This window comes from Pseudoalteromonas sp. SG41-2, from assembly GCF_014164535.1.
GTDB lineage: Bacteria > Pseudomonadota > Gammaproteobacteria > Enterobacterales > Alteromonadaceae > Pseudoalteromonas > Pseudoalteromonas rhizosphaerae.
Genome location: NZ_JACJFK010000026.1, coordinates 54,451 through 73,721 on the forward strand (window position 1 = coordinate 54,451; position 19,271 = coordinate 73,721).

Genomic DNA, 19,271 nt, shown 5'->3' on the forward strand with positions numbered 1-19,271 from the left:
TATCGCACTGGCATCTTCATCAGCGGCGTTTGCTGCTACCGATTTTGATACGCTAGATGTTGATGGCAACGGCGCAATCAGCCAAAGTGAAGCATCGGTTGATGCTGAGCTTATGAGTAAATTTGCAGAGCTTGATACAGACGGTAACGGTGAGCTCTCAAAAGCTGAGTTCGCAAAGGCCTAATTATAGCTTCCGCCTACAAGGAATTTTAAAAGGACTTTTACATTGATTACGTTCAAAAGCAGCCAATACCCCCGGGCTGCTTTTTTTATGCCTGTGTGCTTCCTGTGCGGTTAAGTATATTATTTACAACATAAATACATCAGCTTATTATCGTGGTATTAATTTATACATGGAAGTTGCTAATGTTAGAGATTATTAGTTTATATTCAGCACTAAGCGCGAGTATATGGATTGTTGCTGGGGTGTATATCGCTGGTAGGTGTTATCCAAACTATAGTCATGCAAAGCAATTTTGCAGCGAGCTCGGTGCTGCTGGCAGTCCCACGGAAAAACTATCCCCGCTTATTAATAACTATCCTCTTGGATTACTATTTTGTTTATTTGGTTGGTATGTCGTACAACTGGAAAATACCGCTATATTAATTACGTTGGTCGGTTGGCTTGTCATGATTCATGGTGTGGGTACCTGGATTGCTGGTTACTTCCCTATGGATGCGGATCCTAATACTAAAAACCCTACTTTGAGTTGCCAAATACATTCTTGGGCTGGCTTGGTAATGCTGCTGTCTTTGCTGATTGCGCCAATTTTTGTTGCTGTAAGTTCATATACCAGTATTTCATTTCGGCTTTTTTCAATTTTGTGTGTGTGTATTGCCTGTTACTTTTTAGTTTTGTTGACGCAAGCATTTAAGCAAAAAGGCAGTGTAGGCACTTATCAACGATTAGCTTATGGTGTGCAGTTGTTGTGGTTGAGTGCATTTTCGTTGGTGCTGTAATTTAATTTTAGATTTCAACAGTAAGTGTTGCTTTGTAAAACGCTTAAGCAAAGATGAATTAGATATTGAATGACGGAGATTAGGCTTAGTGAAAAGTGTTAGCTATACCGTGGAACTGAGCTGTCCATCTTTAGAAGAATTTTGTTTATTAAGAGAGAAAGTCGGTTGGGGTAAAGTTAACGCTGATCTGGCGAATACTAGTTTAAACAACTCGTTATTTCATGTAGTGATCCGACAGGAGGGGCTACTTGTTGGTATGGGTCGTGTAATAGGTGATGGTGGTTTATTTTTTTATATCCAAGATGTTGTTGTCGATCCTGACTTTCAAAGGCAAGGTATTGGTGCGTTGATTAAGGATAATATAGAAATGTATTTGGCTGGGGCAGCAAAAAAAGATGCAACCATCGGACTGCTCTCAGCCAAAGGTAAAGAATCTTTTTATGCTCGTTACGGATATTTTAGTAGGCCGGATAAAATTCTGGGCTGTGGGATGTGTAAATTTACTTAGGATGAAAAATTTCAATGTCTGAATATGTAGCAAGTGTTGTGTGGTCTCGCCAAGCAGAAGAGTTGTTTATCGATAATAAATATAGCCGAGGTCACTTGTGGCAATTTGATGGTGGGGCAACTATTGCTGCATCCTCCTCACCGCATATCGTGCCACTGCCATATTCTGTGGCAGAAAGTGTCGACCCCGAAGAGGCATTTATTGCGTCATTGTCGAGCTGCCATATGTTATTTTTCTTATCTATTGCGGCAAAAAATAAGTTTATAGTTGATAGCTATCAAGATGATGCCGTTGGTTTGATGCAGCGCGCTAGTGATGGGCGTATGTCGATGACTCAAGTAACTTTAAAACCATGTGTGAAGTTTGCCGAAAATGAGCAACCTAGTGCAGAGCAATTAGAAGAAATGCATCACCAGGCTCATGAGTTATGTTTTATCGCCAATTCGGTGAAAACACATATTGTGATTGAAATTGTTGGTGCTTAATTAAATTGTAAGAATACCCAGAGCAGTTAAAACTGCAATATCGTTGCTATTGTTTCGCACAATGGCAACAAAACACGAATTTTCATAAACTAACTGCGTTTTTATTTTTTACTTACCAAAATAAATTTAATTTCTCCTTACAATTCAGATTGTTAATTTATGAAAAAAATTTAATTTTTATCAGTTAAAGTTGCTGTTCAGTTGCGGTTAGGGTACTCATCTTTGAAAAAAACACTATTATCAGCATAGTTTCTCGAGTTGTGTCATTTTTATAACTATTAACCATTTGATTTGTATGGTTTTATAGGTTAACGCATAAATCTTGTTGCTAAACTGCAACAGAATAGTCCTTCTAAATTCCACGAAAACATCAAAATAAAATATAACCTCATGATTTTTAATGATAATAAATTGTTGGCACCGAAGTTGTAATACTCTAGTTGTCTTGAACGAAACGGTGATTATCACTTAAGTTCACAACCATAAACTTTGAAGGAATATTTATTATGAACACATTAAATAAAACATTAGCACTTATCGCATTAGCTTCTTCATCAGCAGCATTTGCAGGTACTGACTTTGACACCTTAGATGTTGATGGTAGCGGCACGATCAGCCAAAGCGAAGCGGCAGTTGATGCAAAATTAATGAGCCAGTTTGCTGAGTTAGATACTGATGGTAATGGTGAGCTTTCAAAAGCTGAGTTTTCTGAAGCGTAATCGCTTATTTTCACACAAGGATCTTTGCAAAGGACCTGCGCATTTGATTAAGCAAGCACACTAAATTTTGGAAGGAAGATAATTATGAACACATTAAATAAAACATTAGCACTTATCGCGTTGGCATCATCATCAGCTGCTTTTGCAGCAACTGACTTCGATACTCTTGATGTTGATGGCAATGGTGTAATCAGCCAACAAGAAGCATCTGCTGATGCGACTATTTCAGCTAAGTTTGCTGAGCTTGATACTGACCAAAACGGTGAGTTATCAAAAGAAGAATTTTCAAAAGCGTAATTTCAGTTTCCACAAACAGGGATCTCTGAAAAGGATTTCTTTCTTTTAAATTATTAGGAATAACACTATGAAACATATTAATACAGCACTTGCTATTTTTGCCTTAGCGGCTTCATCAACTGCGTTTGCAGCAGTTAGTTTTGACACATTTGATACTGATGGAGACGGCGTGATCAGCCAAAAAGAAGCATCAGTAAATGCACAATTAGTTGAAATTTTCTCTGATTTAGATACTGATAGCAATGGTGAATTGTCAAAAGAAGAGTTTGCCAGAGTACAATAAAACGTACAGCACAGTACCAAAAAAGCAGCTTCATTAAGCTGCTTTTTTGGTTAACTTGAATGGTTATAAGCTGTAGTCAAATTGCAGTGAAAATTTTCGCGGGTTACCATAGCGGTATTGATTATAAAAACCGATTTGGTTGTAATAAGTTTTATCAAATAAGTTATCAATATTTACGCTAACAGACACTTGTGAGTTAATTTGATAACTACTCATAAGGCTTGCGATGCCATAACTTGATTGCTCTACTTCAACTTGACCGTGAACTGGGTTTTTTACTTCATCATAGCTGCGACTTTGCCAGCGATAACCGCCACCGACTTTCAACCCTGTTAACAGGTGATCTAATTTATAAGTGGTAAATAACTTAAATTGATTTTTTGGGTTTGTGCTATTGAGGATGTCACCTTCGGGCGTTTCACCTTCGCTATAAGTGTAGCCAAAATAGCCATTCCAACTATCAGTAAATGCACCATTAAGTTCAAACTCAAGCCCTTGGGTGACCGTACCATCAATTGGTTGATAAATTGCCTGAAGAGTGTCTGGAATTGTTTCGCCAGTGTATTCGCCCACATTGTCTTGCTGAATTTCAAAACCCGATAGTGCAATGTCTAAACGCTCGTCCAATAATGAGGCCTTGATACCTAGCTCATAATTTTGACCTTGAATTGGGTCAAGGTAATTACCATTTTTATCGACGCGGCTTTGCGGGGTAAATATATCGGTGTAGTTAGCATAAAGTGCCCAATTATCTGCCAAGCTATAAGTAGCACCTAAATAATTGGTCAGCTCGTTATCTAATTTATAATCATGTTGGCTGCCAAAGTTATCTTGATTTGTTTGCCATTGATTTAATCGGCTTCCTAAAACCAATGAGAGTGAATTTGTTAGATTAAGTTGTGAAGCAAAGTACAAAGCATTTTGCTCTGTTGTGCCATAAGAGCCAAAGGCGGGTGTAGCTTGCCAAGTTGGTTTTGGGTAGTCATAGTTTGGGGCTGTAAAATCGCCGATGATTTCTGCCTCTTCTTGCCCCGGGAAGTAGGGGGTTGTAAAGTCTTGCTCTTGGCTATTGTAACCAAACATGACTTGGTGGCTTTGATTTAACCAGTTAAATCTACCGGTAAGCTCTATCTCGTAGGTGCGCTGAATCCGCTTGGCATCAATATAATTTACTGAACCGGGCATCATGCCTATATTCGTTTGTGAGTCAGGGTTACCTGTCGCCCAAAAAACATCGTAATGTAGGTCATTATTACCATATATATAGCTCGCACTTAGCTGCCAATTAGCATTGAAGTAATGATCAATACTCATAAAGCTATTCAATGCTTTAGTTTTTGAAGATGACCAATTTGGCGCTGTGGATGTTTCTCTATCATAGTTTGTTCGGGTGCCATCGCTATAAAAAATAGGTAGTCCACCCGACATCGTGCCTTTTGGGTCTGTGGTTTGCGTATCAACAGCAAAAGTTAATAGGGTACTATCAGTTAGGTCAGCTTCGATAATACCGTATAATGTGGTTTTTTCTTGGCTGAACCTGTCTTGATATGATTGCTGATCTTGATAGGCGAGTACGGCACGCGCACGCACGGTTTCACTGCTATTTAAACTACCCGATGCATCAACCACACCACGATAGTTTTGCCAAGAACCAACCGTTGCAGAAATATTTACTTGGTTATGCACAGTAGGGCGCTTACGTATTAAGTTAATTGCTGCTGATGGATTACCTGCACCGAGCATTAACCCTGTGGCACCACGGACAACTTCAATCCGCTCATAAATAGCAGTATCTGTTAAGTTATCGCCGTAATTAAATCGGGTATCATAAGTAGTTGCTATGCCATCATATAAAATACTGGTAACACTGATACCGCGCGCTGAAATTGAATATTTACCATTATCGGCCTCTCTTGCATTGATGCCGGTTACGCTGGTGATGGCTTCAATAGCACTATTTAATTGTTGATCGGCCATAAATTCACTGGTGATAGCGATAGCTGATTGTGGAGTTTGCAAGTGGCTGAGATCAAGCCCTGTTGCTGAGTTCATTGCACTGACTTTGTAGCCGCTATCTTGCTGGCCCACTATGGTTAGTTTTTCAATGTCGTTTTTAGCTTCGGCATTTGCATTTGTTGATAGTCCACACACAAGAATACCAATAACACTGCAATATGTAACACAAAGAGGGGTGTTTAAAGTTGGGTGTATCATTTGAAGAAATCCATTTATATTAAAAAATGTGAAATTAACTTCTCACAGAAAGAGAAAACGCTTGATTATCAAACAGCGTGAGAGTAATGGATTTGGGTACGGAAGTAAATGCTTTTGAGATTGATTTTCATTTGTGTTTATTGGGGTGGAAATTCACCTTTCGATACAGTTGCTTTGTGTCGAAAGGTGAGGAGTAATTTAGAGAAAGATAGCGCTAACTTGGAACAGTTTTTCAACTACGTTGATATGCTTTTTATCGATCAAGAACATAATGACGTGATCGCCTGAGTGAATTATCGTGTCGTCGTGGGCAATGAGTACATCATCATTACGGACAATCGCGCCAATCGTGGTACCTGCAGGCAGCTTAATATCAGCAATTGCACGGCCGACAACTTTAGAGGTATGTTCGTCGCCATGGGCCACAGCCTCAATGGCTTCTGCTGCGCCTTTACGTAATGAATACACATTAACAATATCACCGCGGCGAACATGGGTAAGCAGGGCAGAAATCGTGGCTTGCTGTGGTGAAATGGCAATATCAATTTCGCCACCTTGCACTAAATCAACATATGCGCCGCGCTGAATAAGCACCATGGTTTTTTGCGCACCCATGCGTTTAGCGAGCATGGCTGACATAATATTAGCTTCATCATCATTGGTTACCGCGATGAATACATCAACTTGTTCGATGTGTTCTTCTGATAACAACTCCTGATCTGACGCATCACCACAAAACACCACTGTATTATCAAGCATTTCTGATAACTGCTCAGCACGTTCTTTATTTCGTTCAAGCAATTTTACGCTATGATTCTTTTCCAGAGAGCGAGCAAGCCCAGCGCCAATATTACCGCCACCAGCAATCATAATTTTTTTGTATGAACGCTCTAATTTCTGTAGTTCATTCATTACTGCACGAATATGTTTGGTGGCAGCGAGGAAGAACACTTCATCATCCGCTTCAATTACTGTAGTACCCAGTGGTTTGATTGCTTTACCTTGGCGGTAAATCGCAGCAACACGAGTTTCAACATTAGGAATATGCTCTTTTAATGCTGACAATGCATAACCGACTAACAATCCGCCGTAGTAAGCTTTTACCGCCACCAGCGAGAGCATGCCATCGCCAAACTCTAAAACTTGTAACGCGCCAGGATAATCAATCAAGCGACGAATATACTTAGTCACTAGTTGCTCTGGAGCAATATAGTGGTCAACAGGTAAATCATCGTTTTGAAAGAGCTTTTCGCGGTACTTTAAGTATTGCTCAGAACGGATCCGAGCAATTTTAGTCGGCGTATTAAAAATACTATACGCGACTTGGCAAGCGACCATGTTCACTTCATCTGAACTGGTTACTGCGATGATCATATCGGCGTCTTCCGCACCGGCGCGGCGTAATACATCAGGGTGGGCACTATGACCTGTAACACCCTGTAGATCGTATTTATCTTGTAACTCACGTAATCGGTTGCCATCAATATCAACAACCGTGATTTCGTTTTGTTCACCTACCAGGTTTTCAGCGAGTGTACCGCCTACTTGTCCTGCACCGAGTATGATTATTTTCATGGTTTACTAAAAGCTTCTTATGAGTGTGTTTTTATAAGCTTGGCATAATAAAATCCGTCACTCTCACCAGGCTGTAACTGCAGCCCAGGGTTGCTTGGGGTATCGTTATCATGTAGCGGGATATGTTCAACATCGTTATTATTTGCTAAAAATTTAGCGACTTGCTGTTGGTTCTCTTGTGGTAATACTGAGCAGGTTGCATAAATTAGCGTGCCACCTGGTTTCAATAATGGCCAAATGCTATTGAGAATATCGCCTTGGAGTGTCGCCAGATCATTGATATCTGATGCACGACGTAGCCATTTGATATCTGGGTGACGACGAATAACACCCGTTGCAGAGCAAGGAACGTCTAATAGAATACGGTCAAACTGTTGCTCATCCCACCATTTGTGTGGTTGCGAAGCATCGGCACATTGTAAATCAGCGCCTAAGCCAATTCTTTCAAGGTTTTGCTTTACACGTTCAAGGCGGGTGGCATCGCTATCAAGTGCCAGTACATCAGCATCTGCGAGTTCTAGAATGTGACAGGTTTTACCACCGGGTGCTGCGCAGGCATCTAAAATATGCTCGTCAGCTTTTGGATCTAACAAGCGTGCCGCAAGCTGTGCTGCTGCATCTTGTACTGAACATGCGCCGGTGTCGAATTCAGGCAACGAAAACACATCGCGCGGTTTATCCAGCTTAATACCATCAGGGAAATCAGGATTGAGTGTATGTTCAATGTCATTAGCAGTGAGCATTTCGCTATATTCAGCGGTGCTATATTGCGCTTGGTTAACACGCAACCACATTGGTGCTTGCTGCTGGTTCGCTTCTAGTAGAGCTTGCCAAGAGTCAGGGTAAGCTTCAGTTACTTGTTTGATAAACCAGTTTGGGTGGTTGTATAAACACACTGGTATTTGCTTGGCTTTTTCTTCAAGCTCTACTTGCTGGCGCTGAAAGCTGCGTAAAATAGCGTTGATCAAGCCTTTTAAACCCAATGCGCGCAGTTGTTCTAATGCATTAACCGTTTCGCTAATTGCTGCATGCGGTGGAACCCGCATATGTTGTAGTTGGTAAATGCCCACATACAGTAAGAACTGGAATATACGGCGCTTACCTTTAAGTGGCTGCTCAACTAAATGTTGACAATAATTTTCTAAACTTGGTAAATAACGCAGTACGCCGTAACAAATTTGCTGTAATAACGCTTTATCTTTAGGTGGTAAACCTTGGCTGGCAAAAGGCAGCTCTTGATTTAATGAGGCGCCTTTATCAACCACGTTATATAAAGTTTCGGCTGCAATCGCCCTGACATTACTCATTGTGTTCGCCTATTCGTGTGCCAGGAGTTACCCAGTCTGCTCGACCATTTAAAAAGTCAGTAATGGCCATTGGCTTTTTACCTTGTGGTTGTACTTGAGTGATATTAAGTGCGTTAGTACCACAGGCAATCACAATGCCGTGTTTATCGCTTTGTAATACCGTTCCTGCCGTGCCTTGCTGGTCAACAACATTAGCTTGATAAACTTTTACAGTGTGTTCACCCATTTGAGTAAAACAGACCGGCCATGGATTGAATGAGCGGATATTACGCTCTATTTGCGCTGCGTCCATCGACCAATCAATATTTGCTTCGTCTTTAGATAGCTTTTTAGCGTAATTGGCAAGCTCGTCATTTTGTACTTGCGGGGTAATTTCGCCATTAGCTAACTTAGTAATGGTGTCTATTAGTGCGCTTGGGCCTAAATCGGCAAGCTTAGCGTATAAACTTGCACTTGTTTCAGTGGCGGTAATAGGGCAGCGGCTAATATGCAGCATGTCGCCGGTATCTAGGCCTTCATCCATTTGCATTATGGTGACGCCAGTCTCTTCATCGCCGGCCCAGATAGCGCGTTGAATCGGCGCGGCACCACGCCAGCGCGGTAAAATTGAGCCGTGTACATTTAAACAACCAAGCCGTGGCGCCTCTAAAATTGCTTTTGGTAACAGTAATCCATAAGCGACCACGATCATAAGGTCAGCATTTAAGCTGCTTAGTTCAGCCAGAGCGTCGTCACTTTTTAATGAGGCAGGTTGAAACACTGCTAACTCATTGGCCAGTGCGAGTTCTTTCACTTCACTGGCTTTGAGTTTTTTACCGCGCCCTGCTGGACGGTCGGGTTGGCTATACACGCCAACAATTTGATGCTCTGAGTCGATAAGAGCTTGTAAATGGCGCGCAGCAAAGTCTGGCGTACCGGCAAAAATAATGCGTAATGGTTGTGTCACTGAACTTCCTAATTATTACTAAGGTATTATTGCGCTGCTAACTTAGCTTCTTTTTCAAGTTTTTTACGAATACGTTGGCGCTTTAACGGTGATAAGTAATCGATAAATAGTTTACCCTGTAAATGGTCAAGCTCATGCTGGATGCAAATTGCTAATAGCTCATCAGCATCTAAACTAAACTCTTCGCCATTTTCGTTTAATGCGGTCACTGTTACAGTTTCTGCGCGGTCAACTTTTGCATAAGAGTGTGGCACAGATAAACAGCCTTCTTCACTTACCGTGGTGCCATCTTGTTTAGTGATTGTCGGGTTGATCAATACTAACGGTTCATCACGTTCTTCTGATACGTCAATGACCACAATACGTTGATGAATATCGACTTGAGTCGCAGCTAATCCAATGCCATTTTCATCATACATAGTTTCCAGCATGTCTTTTACAATTTGGCGAATTTGGTCGTCAACTTGCACCACTTCTTTTGCTATTGTACGTAAACGCTCATCTGGAAATCTTAAAACTTCTAACCTAGCCATAGTAACCTTTTTCACTTGTGCTTAATTTAGGGTATTGTATGCTCTTATTTTAGCCATTCGCGTTCACCTTTAACAGGTTTTGGTTGATAATAATGAAAAAACACCACAAGGAAGCTCAATGAAATACCCATTACTCGCGGCAATGTTGGCATTAAGTGCTACTTTCCCATCCTTAGCAGATGTATTAACTATAAAAAAAGATGCGCCTAAACAATACGTTGTGAAAAAGGGCGATACACTTTGGGATATTTCAGGAGTTTATTTGCAAGAGCCTTGGCAGTGGCCGGAACTTTGGCAAATGAATCCACAAATTAATAATCCACACCTAATTTACCCAGGGGATGCACTGTCTTTAATCTACGATGAGCACGGTAATCCACGTTTGGTGATTAATCAGGGTTATAAAAAGCTTTCTCCACATGGTCGAATTGTGCAAAAAGGTAAAAATGCGATCCCTACGTTACCTCTTGAGCTGCTGCGTCCTTACCTAACCTATGAGCAAGCACTAAATGCTGAAGACATTGCCGATAAACCTTATATTTTAGGAGCCAATGTCAACACTAAAATGAATACCGAAGGCCATATAGTTTATGTTAAAGGTGAGCTGAAATTACACGAGTCATATGCTATTTACCGCAAAGGCGAAGCATATGTTGATCCGCAAACGAACGAAGAGTTGGCTAATAAAGCACAATTAGTGGCGGTGGGTCGTGTATTTAGAAAAGGTGATATTGCCAATGGTGTACCTGCTTCAGTTAAAATTGAACAGGTAAAGAGAGAGATCAAAGCGGGTGATTTTTTAATGCCTGCGATAGAAGGTCAGCTATTACCTGCGTATTTTAATATTCACCGTCCTGAGCAGCCAGTGCAAGGTGAAATCATCGCATCAGTGAGTGGATTACGAGAATTCAGCACAATGGATATTGTAGTGCTAAACTTAGGGTCAGAGCAGCAAATTAAAGAAGGCCATATTTTAGATATTGAGCGTCAATCACCGACTGTTTTTGATGGTCGCAATGGCCCACGTTACAAAGAAGATTCAAATAGCCTTGAAAAGTTAGTAACAAACGCTAACGAATTTTTTGGCGTTGAGGCAGATGCCGACACGACTGTGTGGCATATGCCAAAAGAACAGGTCGGGCAGCTAATGGTGTTTAAAGTTTATAAAAACGTTAGTTATGCCTTAATCGTAAAAAACCAGCACCCAATCCGAGTCGGTGATTTTGCAGTTATAAATTAATTCAGGTTTGAGTGCTCTAAGGAGGGAGCATGAAAGATTCATCAGGCAAGCTAACCCATTGGCTTGCCTTTTATTTATGTAAAGGCTTAGGTGTTAAAACCTTATTGGCATTGGCACAAAAACTGCCATTAGATGATTTGTTTGAGCTGACTCATGAGCAGCTTACCGGTCATGGTTTAAGCCCGCAGGTCGCCACTAATTTACTGGCAACCGATTGGCAGCAAGTTGACTATTATCAACAGATAATTGTTAACTCACAGATAACCGCAATTGATTACTTCGATCCTCACTATCCACCATTATTAAAAGAAATTGCTAGCGCGCCTTTATTGCTATTTTGCCGAGGCAATTTAGAGTTATTGACCAGTCCGCAAATCGCTATTGTTGGAAGCCGCAATGCCACGCCAATCGGTTTAGAGATCGCCGCTGAATTTGCTCATCAACTCACTGTGGCTGGATTAACGGTAACTTCCGGAATGGCGCTTGGTATTGATGGTGCTGCCCACAAAGGAGCGCTGGCGGGCAATGGTAAAACCATTGGAGTGCTTGGTACTGGAGTGGATGTTTATTATCCTAAACGGCATAAGTTACTCACCGATCAAGTATCCGAACGGGGGATGTTGGTGAGCGAGTTTTTACCCGGTACAGCCGCTAATGCTAATAACTTCCCAAGACGTAATCGTATAATATCTGGTTTGTCATTAGGTGTGTTGATTGTCGAGGCTGAAATAAAAAGCGGTTCGCTTATCACCGTGCGTTATGCGCTGGAGCAAAACAAAGAAGTTTTTGCAGTGCCTGGTTCAATTAAAAATCCACTCTCTGAAGCCAGTCACTTTTTAATTAAACAAGGTGCAAAGCTGGTGGAAAATGTCAGTGATATTCTCGACGAAGTGAGCTTTTTCTGCGAAAACAGTCTATATACTATAGAAGAAGCAACGGTTGATGAACCTGCCTGCGAAATACTAAACAGTGTTGGTTTTGAAGTAACAGCTGTTGATTTAATTGCTCAGCGTAGCCAGTGGCCAATAGATAAAGTGCAAGCACGTTTACTTGATCTTGAATTGGAAGATAGAGTAGAGCGTGTATTAGATGGCTATATTAGAGTTCGATAAGCTTAGTGTGGAGGAAAGTAACATGTTCGATATCCTCATGTATCTGTTTGAAAACTACATTCACAGCGAAGCCGAAGTCTTTGTTGAGCATAATGAACTCACTGACGAATTATTACGTGCCGGCTTTAATAAGCCCGAAATATACAAAGCACTTGATTGGCTTGAGCAGCTTGCTGACTTGCAGCACAGTGATGAATTCCCTTATTTAAACCGCCTCCCACAACATGCGATACGTATTTTTACCGATAGTGAATGCCACATGCTGAGCGTAGAGTGTCGGGGCTTTTTAATGTTTTTAGAACAAGTCGGAGTGATCAACAGCGCAACGCGTGAAATGGTTATGGATCGTTTGTTCGCATTAGATAAAGCTTATATATCACTTGATGATTTAAAATGGGTGGTACTTATGGTGTTGTTTAATGTGCCAGGCTCAGAGCAAGCTTATGCACAAATGGAAGAACTTATTTTTGATGAGCCAGCAGAGGTAGTACATTAAGCAAGTACTGCGCTTGTATCTTTAATTAGTTTGGGTATATTAGGCGAAAATTAGTCAGCTGCTTAGGGAACACATGAGTAAAATCGACCAATCGCTTTTTTCTGCAAATCAACATGCCTTAGAAAAAGAATACGAAGTGTGCCCTAAATGCGGTTCAGAGCTTGTGATCCGCAACAGTAAATCAGGTCCTTTCCTTGGCTGTGCGAGTTACCCCGAATGTGATTTTATTCGCTCGCTTGCTCAACATGATACTCAACAAATCAAAGTACTTGATGATAGCCCTTGTCCAGAGTGTGGTAATCCGCTAGTAGTGAAGAATGGCCGCTATGGTATGTTTATTGGCTGTACGGGTTATCCTGAGTGTCACTATATTGCTCATGATGAGCCTGAGCCAAATGAAGAAGTTTTACCTGCTTGCCCTAAGTGTAAAAAAGGCCAGTTAGTGGCGCGTAGTAATAAATTTGGTAAAACATTTTATTCATGTAATAGCTATCCAAGTTGTAAATACACACTCAATCACAAACCAGTTAGCCATATCTGCCCCGCGTGCCAATGGCCAGTAATGATGCAAAAGCAAATGACCAATAGTGTTGTGCTACAATGCCCTCAGAAAAGTTGCTCGCATAAATTCACGGTGAGCGAATAATTACCGGCTTTAATTTTATTGTATTTGGAGATTTTCAGTGACTGATACTACCTCAGTTCCTTTAACAGCCCTTGCTGCTGTGTCGCAAGGCGGGGTTATTGTTTACCCAACCGAAGCTGTTTATGGCTTAGGCTGTGACCCCGATAATCAGCAAGCTGTGGAGCGCTTACTTGCAATAAAGCAGCGGCCCGTTGAGAAAGGCTTAATTTTAATTGCCGATAATTATGGGCAATTATTAAAGTATGTTGATGATGCAAAAATTCCGATGGATAAACGCGCTGATATTTTTTCCAGCTGGCCCGGCGCAATTACTTGGGTTATGCCAGCGGCTAAAGGTACGCCTAAATGGTTAACAGGACAATTTGATAGTATTGCTGTGCGTGTAACTAATCACCCAACAGTAAAGCGCTTATGCCAAGAATTAGGCAAACCTCTTGTGTCTACTAGTGCTAACTTATCAGGACATGATACGGTCACTAGTATTGCAATGGCTAAAAGTGAGTTTGGCGAGCTGGTGGCATTTTATGTAGATGAACCACTTGGTGGTAACACGCAGCCTAGCACTATTAAAGATGTAATGACCGGCAAAGTATTTAGAGGATAACCATGCACAGCAATTTACTCGAACAAGTAAAAACCTACCTGATGGCCTTGCAAGACACAATTTGCCAAGGTTTAGAGCAAGCTGATGGCCAAGCCAAGTTTGTAGAAGACAGTTGGCAGCGCGAAGAAGGCGGTGGTGGGCGAACTCGTGTTATTCGTGGTGGCAATGTGATCGAGCAAGGTGGGGTGAACTACTCGCATGTGTTTGGTGCTTCAATGCCGGCATCGGCAACTGCGCATCGTCCAGAACTTGCTGGTCGTAGCTTCCATGCCTGTGGTGTCTCGCTAGTGATCCACCCAAACAATCCACATATTCCAACGAGCCATGCTAACGTACGCTTTTTCATTGCAGAAAAGCAAGGTGAGGAGCCTATTTGGTGGTTTGGTGGTGGTTTTGACTTAACGCCATTTTATCCTGAGCTTGAAGATGTTCAACATTGGCATCAAGTCGCGCATGATTTATGTGCGCCGTTTGGAGATGAGGTTTACCCTAAATATAAAAAATGGTGTGACGAGTATTTTTACCTAAAACATCGCGATGAAACGCGCGGTGTCGGCGGTTTATTCTTTGATGATTTGAATGAAGCCGGGTTTGAGCAAAGCTTTGCCTTTATGCAAGCAGTAGGCAATGGCTTTTTAGATGCTTATTTACCTATTATTGAACGTAGAAAAGCAACCCCATTTACTGAGCAGCAACGAGACTTCCAACTTTATCGTCGTGGCCGTTATGTTGAATTTAACTTAGTGTGGGATCGTGGCACTTTATTTGGTTTGCAAAGTGGCGGACGTACAGAATCAATATTAATGTCGATGCCGCCGCTAGCGCGTTGGGAATATAACTATATACCCGAAGAAGGCAGTGCTGAAAATAAGCTATACGCTGACTTTTTAAAACCAAGAGACTGGTTAGGGCTAGCATAGTAAGCAGGCTGCCAGTCAATATCTGGTTTATTGACTGGCAACTTTAAGTATTACATCAATTTAAAGCTTCTTACTTGCTCATCCAGTGAACGCGCTAGATTTAACAGCTCCTCACTTACTTTTTGGTTATCGTTAGCATCCACTAATGACCGCTCAGCGTTATCACTAATACCAATAACACTCCTATTTATTTCCTCTGCGGCTAAGTTTTGTTGTTCTGTCGCGTCGGCTATTTGAATATTAAGTTGATTTATTTCATTCATCTGCATAGAAATATCTTTTAAAGCTTGAGCAACATTTTTTACTTGTTGCGCTCTAGCATCAGCCTCCTCACACGATTCACCCATGGTTTTAACCGTTTGCGCCGCTTCGGATTGCAGTTTGTCGATTGTGCGACGAATTTCATCGGTGGATGCATGAGTACGAGTTGCCAATGTACGTACTTCATCAGCCACCACAGCAAAGCCCCGCCCAGCTTTACCTGCACGTGCGGCTTCAATCGCAGCATTAAGAGCTAACAAATTGGTCTGTTCAGCAATACTGCTAATCACTTCGAGTACTTTTCCTACCTCAAGTGTTTGTACTTGTAGTTGACTTACTTGCGCTGCAGCTTGGCGAACATCGTCTGCTAATTGATTAATACTGAGTTCTGTTTGTTCAGCAACATGCATACTTTGTTGTGCCAGTTCATTACTGTTTTCTGATTTTTCAGAGGCAAAGTGAGTGGTGTTTTTTACTTCATTAGAGGAGCTCTCTAGTTCGTTTATAGCAGCTGCCACGGAGTCTGTATTTTTCTTTTGCTCTAAAATAGCGCGCTCAGTAGTATCCGCTGAGGTATAAATTTTTTCTGCTGAGTGGATCAATATTTTTGATGAATGAGATACTTGAGCAATATTATCTTTAAAGGTAGCGATCATCTTATTAAAGCTGGTGGCGAGCCAACCCAGTTCATCTTCAGCGCTATCGTCAATTCGCAGGCTTAAATCTTTGTTGGTTGTAGCTAAATGCATAGCATGACCTAGCTTTTTAAGGCGTACAATAAAAATTTGTCTAAACATAATGCCCAGTAATACAAAGGCAATAATAAAAATAATAGAGAGTAATGCGGTATTTACTAGGGTGTTGTAAGTCACCGCATTATCAATATCAGCTAATGAGTAACTAATTTTAACTACGCCGAGTACATCACCTTCTTGTGCTTGATGACAGCCAAGGCAATTAGTGCCTTTATAATCGCTACTGGCAAACATAGGGCGCAGAAAAGTCATACTGCGGCTATTATTTTGCTGATCAATTAGCAATGTTTCCTTGCCTTTTAAAGCCTCGCGTTCGATATCGTTGCTCGGCGCTTGATTTTTATTGCCCGGCCCATAAAGTTTATTAACAATTGGGGAGCGAATAATATGCGCATCTTCAATATTTGGGTGCTTGCGTAGTTTTTGGCTTAATAGCTCTCTATTTGCCATGGTGCCTGTGATCATCAAAGTATTGATAGAGTCAAAGTAGTTATCAGCAAGAAGCTTAATATTTTCTGCAACAGTGTCTTGCGCAAGCGTTCGTTGTTGGCTTGAGCTACTAAGAATACTGGCAATTAACACAATAATGCCTGTTAGGGCCAATAGGGCATAAATTTTATGTTGGATTGATTTCACACGCACGACGCTTTTTCTAAATATTTGACCACGTATTATCTATATTTAAAAAAAGGCCGTTTTGACTTAGCGCAAATAACGTGCAGTTAAAGAGAAGTGCTAGTGCTGATTAATCATATGACTGGCAAGTTGTGCCAAAGATTTACGTAACCCTTCTCGTAATAAGGGATTATCAATTTCCGCGTCTAACGCTTTATTCATGCAATACATCCATTGATCTCGTAAATCTTGATCAATTGGAAAAGGCATATGGCGTTTACGCAGCATAGGGTGACCATGTTTTTCAACAAACAAGTCTGGGCCGCCTAACCACCCTGATAAAAACTCAAAAAACACTTGGCGAATACGGTCCAATGGTTGAGGATGCATATCATATAACGGTTTAGCGTATTCATCGCTGGCCATAATGTCGTAGAATCGATTCGCAAGTGCTAAAGCACCAGCTTCTCCACCCATCAGTTGATAAGGTGTTTTTTCTGGCGTTGGTGCTTGCTGTTGTTCTGGTGGTTTCGATTTTGAAAAGAATCGTTTAATCATAGTTTTATCATCATTAATTAGCAGTAAGTTACGAGGTAATGTTACTGCACAAAGAGGTTGCTCAAGTATGGACAAATATGCAGTTTTTGGAAATCCTATTAAACATTCAAAATCCCCTGCGATACATCAGCAATTTGCAACCTCATTGGGCGAACAAATCGAATACAGCGCAATATTAGCACCGATTGATGGTTTTAAAAAAGCCGTGGCCGATTTTTTTGCCACAGGCGGTAAAGGAGCTAATGTTACAGTGCCATTTAAAGAGCAAGCATTTGCGCTAGTTGATGAGCGAACTGAATTGGCAACCATTGTCGGAGCAGTAAATACTATTAAGTTATTAGATGATGGGCGCTTGCTAGGTGACAACACCGATGGCATTGGTTTTGTGAACGATCTGCTTGCGAATCAGGTTACCATTAAAGATAAACGGGTCTTACTTATAGGTGCCGGAGGCGCTGCACGTGGCGTGGTTTTACCGTTATTGGCACAACAGCCGAGTGAAATCATTATAGTCAATCGTACGGCAGCAAAAGCTAAGGAACTAGCTGAATTATTTGCCCAATACGGTAATGTAACTGGCTATGGTTTTGATGATTTGCCAGTAAGTGATTACTCGCTAATTGTAAACTCTACATCTAGCAGTATGCTTGGTGAATTGCCTGCGCTTGATAAAAAACACCTTGATGGCTGTGAACATGTTTATGATATGTTTTATTCACAGCAAAATACGCTGTTTATGCAATGGGCTCAGGGCTATAAGGCTAATATTAACGTACTTGATGGAAGTGGCATGCTAGTAGGGCAAGCTGCACAAGCCTATTTTGTGTGGCGCAATAATATGCCTGAAATACTCCCTGTTGTTCGAGCATTAAAAACCGGAGAGCTTGCATGAACCAAGCAATCCAATTTATCGACCGATTTGAATTTAACGTACAATCCCAGCAGTTAACGTTTTTTGCTCAAGTAAGTGGCTTAATGGTTGAATGTGTCATTGACACACGCACGCTAACATTGGCAGACCAACAAGCTGCAAAGTTACATTTTGAACAGGCGCGTTTTGACTATGAAGATATAGCCGAGCAACTAATCGAGAATGAAGAATATAACTCGGCAGGACAAATCATTGTTTCAGTGCTGAGTTAATCCTCAGCTAGATACTCATCTTTAAGCTCAACATAATTAGTTGCTGATATTTTTAAAAAACTCAGCTCTTGCTCGGTTAAAGGGCGCGCCTGCTTTACTGGACTACCCACATAGAGAAAGCCCGATTCCAAGCGCTTGTTTGGTGGAACTAATGAACCGCCACCAATTATCACATCATCTTCAATAATGGCATTATCCATTACAATCGCGCCCATGCCGACTAAAATACGATTACCCAAACAACAGCCGTGCAACATAACCTTGTGACCAACGGTAACATCATCACCAATAATTAATGGATAACCATCTGGGTTACTTTTACTGGCACGCGTTAGATGTAACACGCTGCCGTCTTGCACGTTAGTACGTTCACCAATGCGTATATAGTTAACGTCCCCTCGTGCTGCTACTAACGGCCATACACTACTATCTTCACCTAATGTGATATCACCAACTAAAACAGCCGACTCATCTATATAAACAGACTGGTTAAAACGAGGAGTAATTCCTTTATAAGAACGGATTGCCATAAAACACCTAATAAATTAAGAATAAGTTCAATAGTAAGAGGTAAATAGTGTAGCAGTAGAGCCTATAAAATGGCCAGCTAGGATCTGTGCTGTATACTAAACTAGCACTTTTGAGCTGTTTAGCGCGTAAATTGAACGAACAGCACTTTATTTCAAGTTTTCTTTAAAAAACGCTTGCGTAAAATTCGCCGCGCCCTATAATGCGACCCCACTGAGACGGCAGCAGGCAACGCTTAAGCTGCAAGAGTTAATCAGTTAGTCGAGTAAAACTTAAGTTTAGATTTTTAAGAAAGTTTAAAGTTAAGTGTTGACAAAAAAATAGGAAAGCGTAATATGCGCAGCCCTAGCGAGATGAAGTTTAACTTTAACCGCAACGTTCTTTAACAATATAAAGCAATCATCTGTGTGGGCACTCGTACAGATTGAGTTCTAACAGCCAAGCTTAACTTTCTTTTAGATAGCTAAGCAAGGCAAAAAATTTAGAGTCTCAATTGAAACTGAGTGACCAACAGAAGTAACTTATTTATAAGTTGCTTCGGCACAGTCAATTCAATATCGAAAGAT

23 protein-coding genes are annotated in these 19,271 nt (G+C 41.2%); 15 read left to right on the forward strand and 8 right to left on the reverse strand.

Going from position 1 to position 19,271, the window contains the following annotated elements; translation table 11 throughout:
- The first annotated feature begins 1 nt into the window (after position 1).
- The 7 genes from H5186_RS18055 to H5186_RS18085 all read left to right on the forward strand — a co-directional run bounded on the left by H5186_RS18055 (position 2) and on the right by H5186_RS18085 (position 3,252).
- Positions 2-184: a calmodulin gene (locus H5186_RS18055; RefSeq protein ID WP_310736559.1), complete on the forward strand. Its 183-nt coding sequence runs from the start codon at positions 2-4 to the stop codon at positions 182-184.
- Positions 185-366: 182 nt separating this feature from the next.
- Positions 367-960: a DUF998 domain-containing protein gene (locus H5186_RS18060; protein WP_182740627.1), complete on the forward strand. Its 594-nt coding sequence runs from the start codon at positions 367-369 to the stop codon at positions 958-960.
- A gap of 88 nt (positions 961-1,048) precedes the next feature.
- On the forward strand, positions 1,049-1,468 hold the full coding sequence (locus H5186_RS18065; RefSeq protein ID WP_310736237.1) for a GNAT family N-acetyltransferase: 420 nt from the start codon (positions 1,049-1,051) through the stop codon (positions 1,466-1,468).
- 14 nt (positions 1,469-1,482) lie between these two features.
- Positions 1,483-1,953, forward strand: coding sequence for an OsmC family protein (locus H5186_RS18070; RefSeq protein ID WP_182718499.1), 471 nt, complete (start codon positions 1,483-1,485; stop codon positions 1,951-1,953).
- A gap of 506 nt (positions 1,954-2,459) precedes the next feature.
- Positions 2,460-2,672 (forward strand): calmodulin, encoded by a 213-nt coding sequence (locus tag H5186_RS18075; RefSeq protein ID WP_145241758.1) that lies wholly within the window; start codon positions 2,460-2,462, stop codon positions 2,670-2,672.
- An 84-nt stretch (positions 2,673-2,756) separates the two neighbouring features.
- Positions 2,757-2,969, forward strand: a complete 213-nt coding sequence (locus tag H5186_RS18080; protein ID WP_145241760.1) for a calmodulin — start codon at positions 2,757-2,759, stop codon at positions 2,967-2,969.
- A gap of 67 nt (positions 2,970-3,036) precedes the next feature.
- Positions 3,037-3,252 (forward strand): EF-hand domain-containing protein, encoded by a 216-nt coding sequence (locus H5186_RS18085; RefSeq protein ID WP_182740628.1) that lies wholly within the window; start codon positions 3,037-3,039, stop codon positions 3,250-3,252.
- 63 nt (positions 3,253-3,315) lie between these two features.
- Here H5186_RS18085 and H5186_RS18090 read toward each other — a convergent pair whose 3' ends face one another.
- The 5 genes from H5186_RS18090 to def all read right to left on the reverse strand — a co-directional run bounded on the left by H5186_RS18090 (position 3,316) and on the right by def (position 9,827).
- Complete coding sequence (locus tag H5186_RS18090) at positions 3,316-5,466, reverse strand: TonB-dependent siderophore receptor (RefSeq protein WP_259399464.1); 2,151 nt, start codon at positions 5,464-5,466, stop codon at positions 3,316-3,318.
- 198 nt (positions 5,467-5,664) lie between these two features.
- Positions 5,665-7,041: a Trk system potassium transporter TrkA gene (gene trkA, locus H5186_RS18095; RefSeq protein WP_064668279.1), complete on the reverse strand. Its 1,377-nt coding sequence runs from the start codon at positions 7,039-7,041 to the stop codon at positions 5,665-5,667.
- Between the two features lie 17 nt (positions 7,042-7,058).
- Entirely contained in the window at positions 7,059-8,348 is a 1,290-nt protein-coding gene (gene rsmB / locus H5186_RS18100; RefSeq protein ID WP_182740629.1) for a 16S rRNA (cytosine(967)-C(5))-methyltransferase RsmB, read from the reverse strand.
- A complete protein-coding gene (fmt, locus tag H5186_RS18105) occupies positions 8,341-9,294 on the reverse strand; it encodes a methionyl-tRNA formyltransferase (RefSeq protein ID WP_145241764.1) in 954 nt (317 codons plus the stop codon). Before fmt ends, rsmB begins: the two co-directional genes overlap by 8 nt.
- A 26-nt stretch (positions 9,295-9,320) precedes the next feature.
- Positions 9,321-9,827 carry a peptide deformylase gene (gene def, locus H5186_RS18110; RefSeq protein WP_145241766.1) on the reverse strand — a complete coding sequence of 169 codons (507 nt, stop codon included), beginning with the start codon at positions 9,825-9,827 and terminating at the stop codon, positions 9,321-9,323.
- 118 nt (positions 9,828-9,945) lie between these two features.
- Here def and H5186_RS18115 point away from each other — a divergent pair, with 118 nt between their 5' ends.
- The 6 genes from H5186_RS18115 to hemF all read left to right on the forward strand — a co-directional run bounded on the left by H5186_RS18115 (position 9,946) and on the right by hemF (position 14,845).
- Positions 9,946-11,067, forward strand: coding sequence for a LysM peptidoglycan-binding domain-containing protein (locus H5186_RS18115; RefSeq protein ID WP_149983185.1), 1,122 nt, complete (start codon positions 9,946-9,948; stop codon positions 11,065-11,067).
- A gap of 29 nt (positions 11,068-11,096) precedes the next feature.
- Complete coding sequence (gene dprA, locus H5186_RS18120; RefSeq protein WP_182794751.1) at positions 11,097-12,179, forward strand: DNA-processing protein DprA; 1,083 nt, start codon at positions 11,097-11,099, stop codon at positions 12,177-12,179.
- A 22-nt stretch (positions 12,180-12,201) separates the two neighbouring features.
- Positions 12,202-12,675 carry a DUF494 family protein gene (locus H5186_RS18125; protein ID WP_182740632.1) on the forward strand — a complete coding sequence of 158 codons (474 nt, stop codon included), beginning with the start codon at positions 12,202-12,204 and terminating at the stop codon, positions 12,673-12,675.
- Positions 12,676-12,748: 73 nt separating this feature from the next.
- The gene (locus tag H5186_RS18130; RefSeq protein ID WP_182718494.1) at positions 12,749-13,321 is read left to right on the forward strand and encodes a type I DNA topoisomerase; all 573 of its coding nucleotides are present in this window, start codon (positions 12,749-12,751) and stop codon (positions 13,319-13,321) included.
- Positions 13,322-13,358: 37 nt separating this feature from the next.
- Entirely contained in the window at positions 13,359-13,925 is a 567-nt protein-coding gene (locus H5186_RS18135) for an L-threonylcarbamoyladenylate synthase (RefSeq protein WP_182718493.1), read from the forward strand.
- A gap of 2 nt (positions 13,926-13,927) precedes the next feature.
- Positions 13,928-14,845, forward strand: a complete 918-nt coding sequence (gene hemF, locus H5186_RS18140; protein WP_182794752.1) for an oxygen-dependent coproporphyrinogen oxidase — start codon at positions 13,928-13,930, stop codon at positions 14,843-14,845.
- Between the two features lie 50 nt (positions 14,846-14,895).
- Here hemF and H5186_RS18145 read toward each other — a convergent pair whose 3' ends face one another.
- Both H5186_RS18145 and H5186_RS18150 read right to left on the reverse strand, forming a co-directional pair.
- Positions 14,896-16,497: a methyl-accepting chemotaxis protein gene (locus tag H5186_RS18145; protein ID WP_182718491.1), complete on the reverse strand. Its 1,602-nt coding sequence runs from the start codon at positions 16,495-16,497 to the stop codon at positions 14,896-14,898.
- A gap of 99 nt (positions 16,498-16,596) precedes the next feature.
- Positions 16,597-17,034, reverse strand: coding sequence for a group II truncated hemoglobin (locus tag H5186_RS18150; protein ID WP_145241782.1), 438 nt, complete (start codon positions 17,032-17,034; stop codon positions 16,597-16,599).
- Positions 17,035-17,101: 67 nt separating this feature from the next.
- Between H5186_RS18150 and aroE the strand changes: the two genes are divergently transcribed.
- Together aroE and H5186_RS18160 are read left to right on the forward strand one after the other, a co-directional pair.
- Positions 17,102-17,926: a shikimate dehydrogenase gene (gene aroE / locus H5186_RS18155; protein ID WP_145241784.1), complete on the forward strand. Its 825-nt coding sequence runs from the start codon at positions 17,102-17,104 to the stop codon at positions 17,924-17,926.
- Complete coding sequence (locus tag H5186_RS18160) at positions 17,923-18,177, forward strand: DUF1488 domain-containing protein (RefSeq protein ID WP_182740635.1); 255 nt, start codon at positions 17,923-17,925, stop codon at positions 18,175-18,177. Before aroE ends, H5186_RS18160 begins: the two co-directional genes overlap by 4 nt.
- Here the strand turns inward: H5186_RS18160 and H5186_RS18165 are convergent.
- A complete protein-coding gene (locus tag H5186_RS18165; RefSeq protein ID WP_182740636.1) occupies positions 18,174-18,707 on the reverse strand; it encodes a gamma carbonic anhydrase family protein in 534 nt (177 codons plus the stop codon). The two genes, H5186_RS18160 and H5186_RS18165, sit on opposite strands and share 4 nt — an antisense overlap.
- Positions 18,708-19,271 lie beyond the last annotated feature (564 nt).

What these genes read in the sequence shown, in the direction of transcription:
- H5186_RS18060 (WP_182740627.1), top strand. Translation starts at nt 367, where the DNA reads ATGTTAGAGATTATTAGTTTATATTCAGCACTAAGCGCGAGTATATGG.
- H5186_RS18070 (WP_182718499.1), top strand. Translation starts at nt 1,483, where the DNA reads ATGTCTGAATATGTAGCAAGTGTTGTGTGGTCTCGCCAAGCAGAAGAG.
- H5186_RS18075 (WP_145241758.1), top strand. Translation starts at nt 2,460, where the DNA reads ATGAACACATTAAATAAAACATTAGCACTTATCGCATTAGCTTCTTCA.
- H5186_RS18080 (WP_145241760.1), top strand. Translation starts at nt 2,757, where the DNA reads ATGAACACATTAAATAAAACATTAGCACTTATCGCGTTGGCATCATCA.
- H5186_RS18085 (WP_182740628.1), top strand. Translation starts at nt 3,037, where the DNA reads ATGAAACATATTAATACAGCACTTGCTATTTTTGCCTTAGCGGCTTCA.
- H5186_RS18090 (WP_259399464.1), bottom strand. Translation starts at nt 5,466, where the DNA reads ATGATACACCCAACTTTAAACACCCCTCTTTGTGTTACATATTGCAGT.
- trkA (WP_064668279.1), bottom strand. Translation starts at nt 7,041, where the DNA reads ATGAAAATAATCATACTCGGTGCAGGACAAGTAGGCGGTACACTCGCT.
- rsmB (WP_182740629.1), bottom strand. Translation starts at nt 8,348, where the DNA reads ATGAGTAATGTCAGGGCGATTGCAGCCGAAACTTTATATAACGTGGTT.
- def (WP_145241766.1), bottom strand. Translation starts at nt 9,827, where the DNA reads ATGGCTAGGTTAGAAGTTTTAAGATTTCCAGATGAGCGTTTACGTACA.
- H5186_RS18115 (WP_149983185.1), top strand. Translation starts at nt 9,946, where the DNA reads ATGAAATACCCATTACTCGCGGCAATGTTGGCATTAAGTGCTACTTTC.
- dprA (WP_182794751.1), top strand. Translation starts at nt 11,097, where the DNA reads ATGAAAGATTCATCAGGCAAGCTAACCCATTGGCTTGCCTTTTATTTA.
- H5186_RS18125 (WP_182740632.1), top strand. Translation starts at nt 12,202, where the DNA reads ATGTTCGATATCCTCATGTATCTGTTTGAAAACTACATTCACAGCGAA.
- H5186_RS18130 (WP_182718494.1), top strand. Translation starts at nt 12,749, where the DNA reads ATGAGTAAAATCGACCAATCGCTTTTTTCTGCAAATCAACATGCCTTA.
- hemF (WP_182794752.1), top strand. Translation starts at nt 13,928, where the DNA reads ATGCACAGCAATTTACTCGAACAAGTAAAAACCTACCTGATGGCCTTG.
- H5186_RS18150 (WP_145241782.1), bottom strand. Translation starts at nt 17,034, where the DNA reads ATGATTAAACGATTCTTTTCAAAATCGAAACCACCAGAACAACAGCAA.
- aroE (WP_145241784.1), top strand. Translation starts at nt 17,102, where the DNA reads ATGGACAAATATGCAGTTTTTGGAAATCCTATTAAACATTCAAAATCC.
- H5186_RS18160 (WP_182740635.1), top strand. Translation starts at nt 17,923, where the DNA reads ATGAACCAAGCAATCCAATTTATCGACCGATTTGAATTTAACGTACAA.
- H5186_RS18165 (WP_182740636.1), bottom strand. Translation starts at nt 18,707, where the DNA reads ATGGCAATCCGTTCTTATAAAGGAATTACTCCTCGTTTTAACCAGTCT.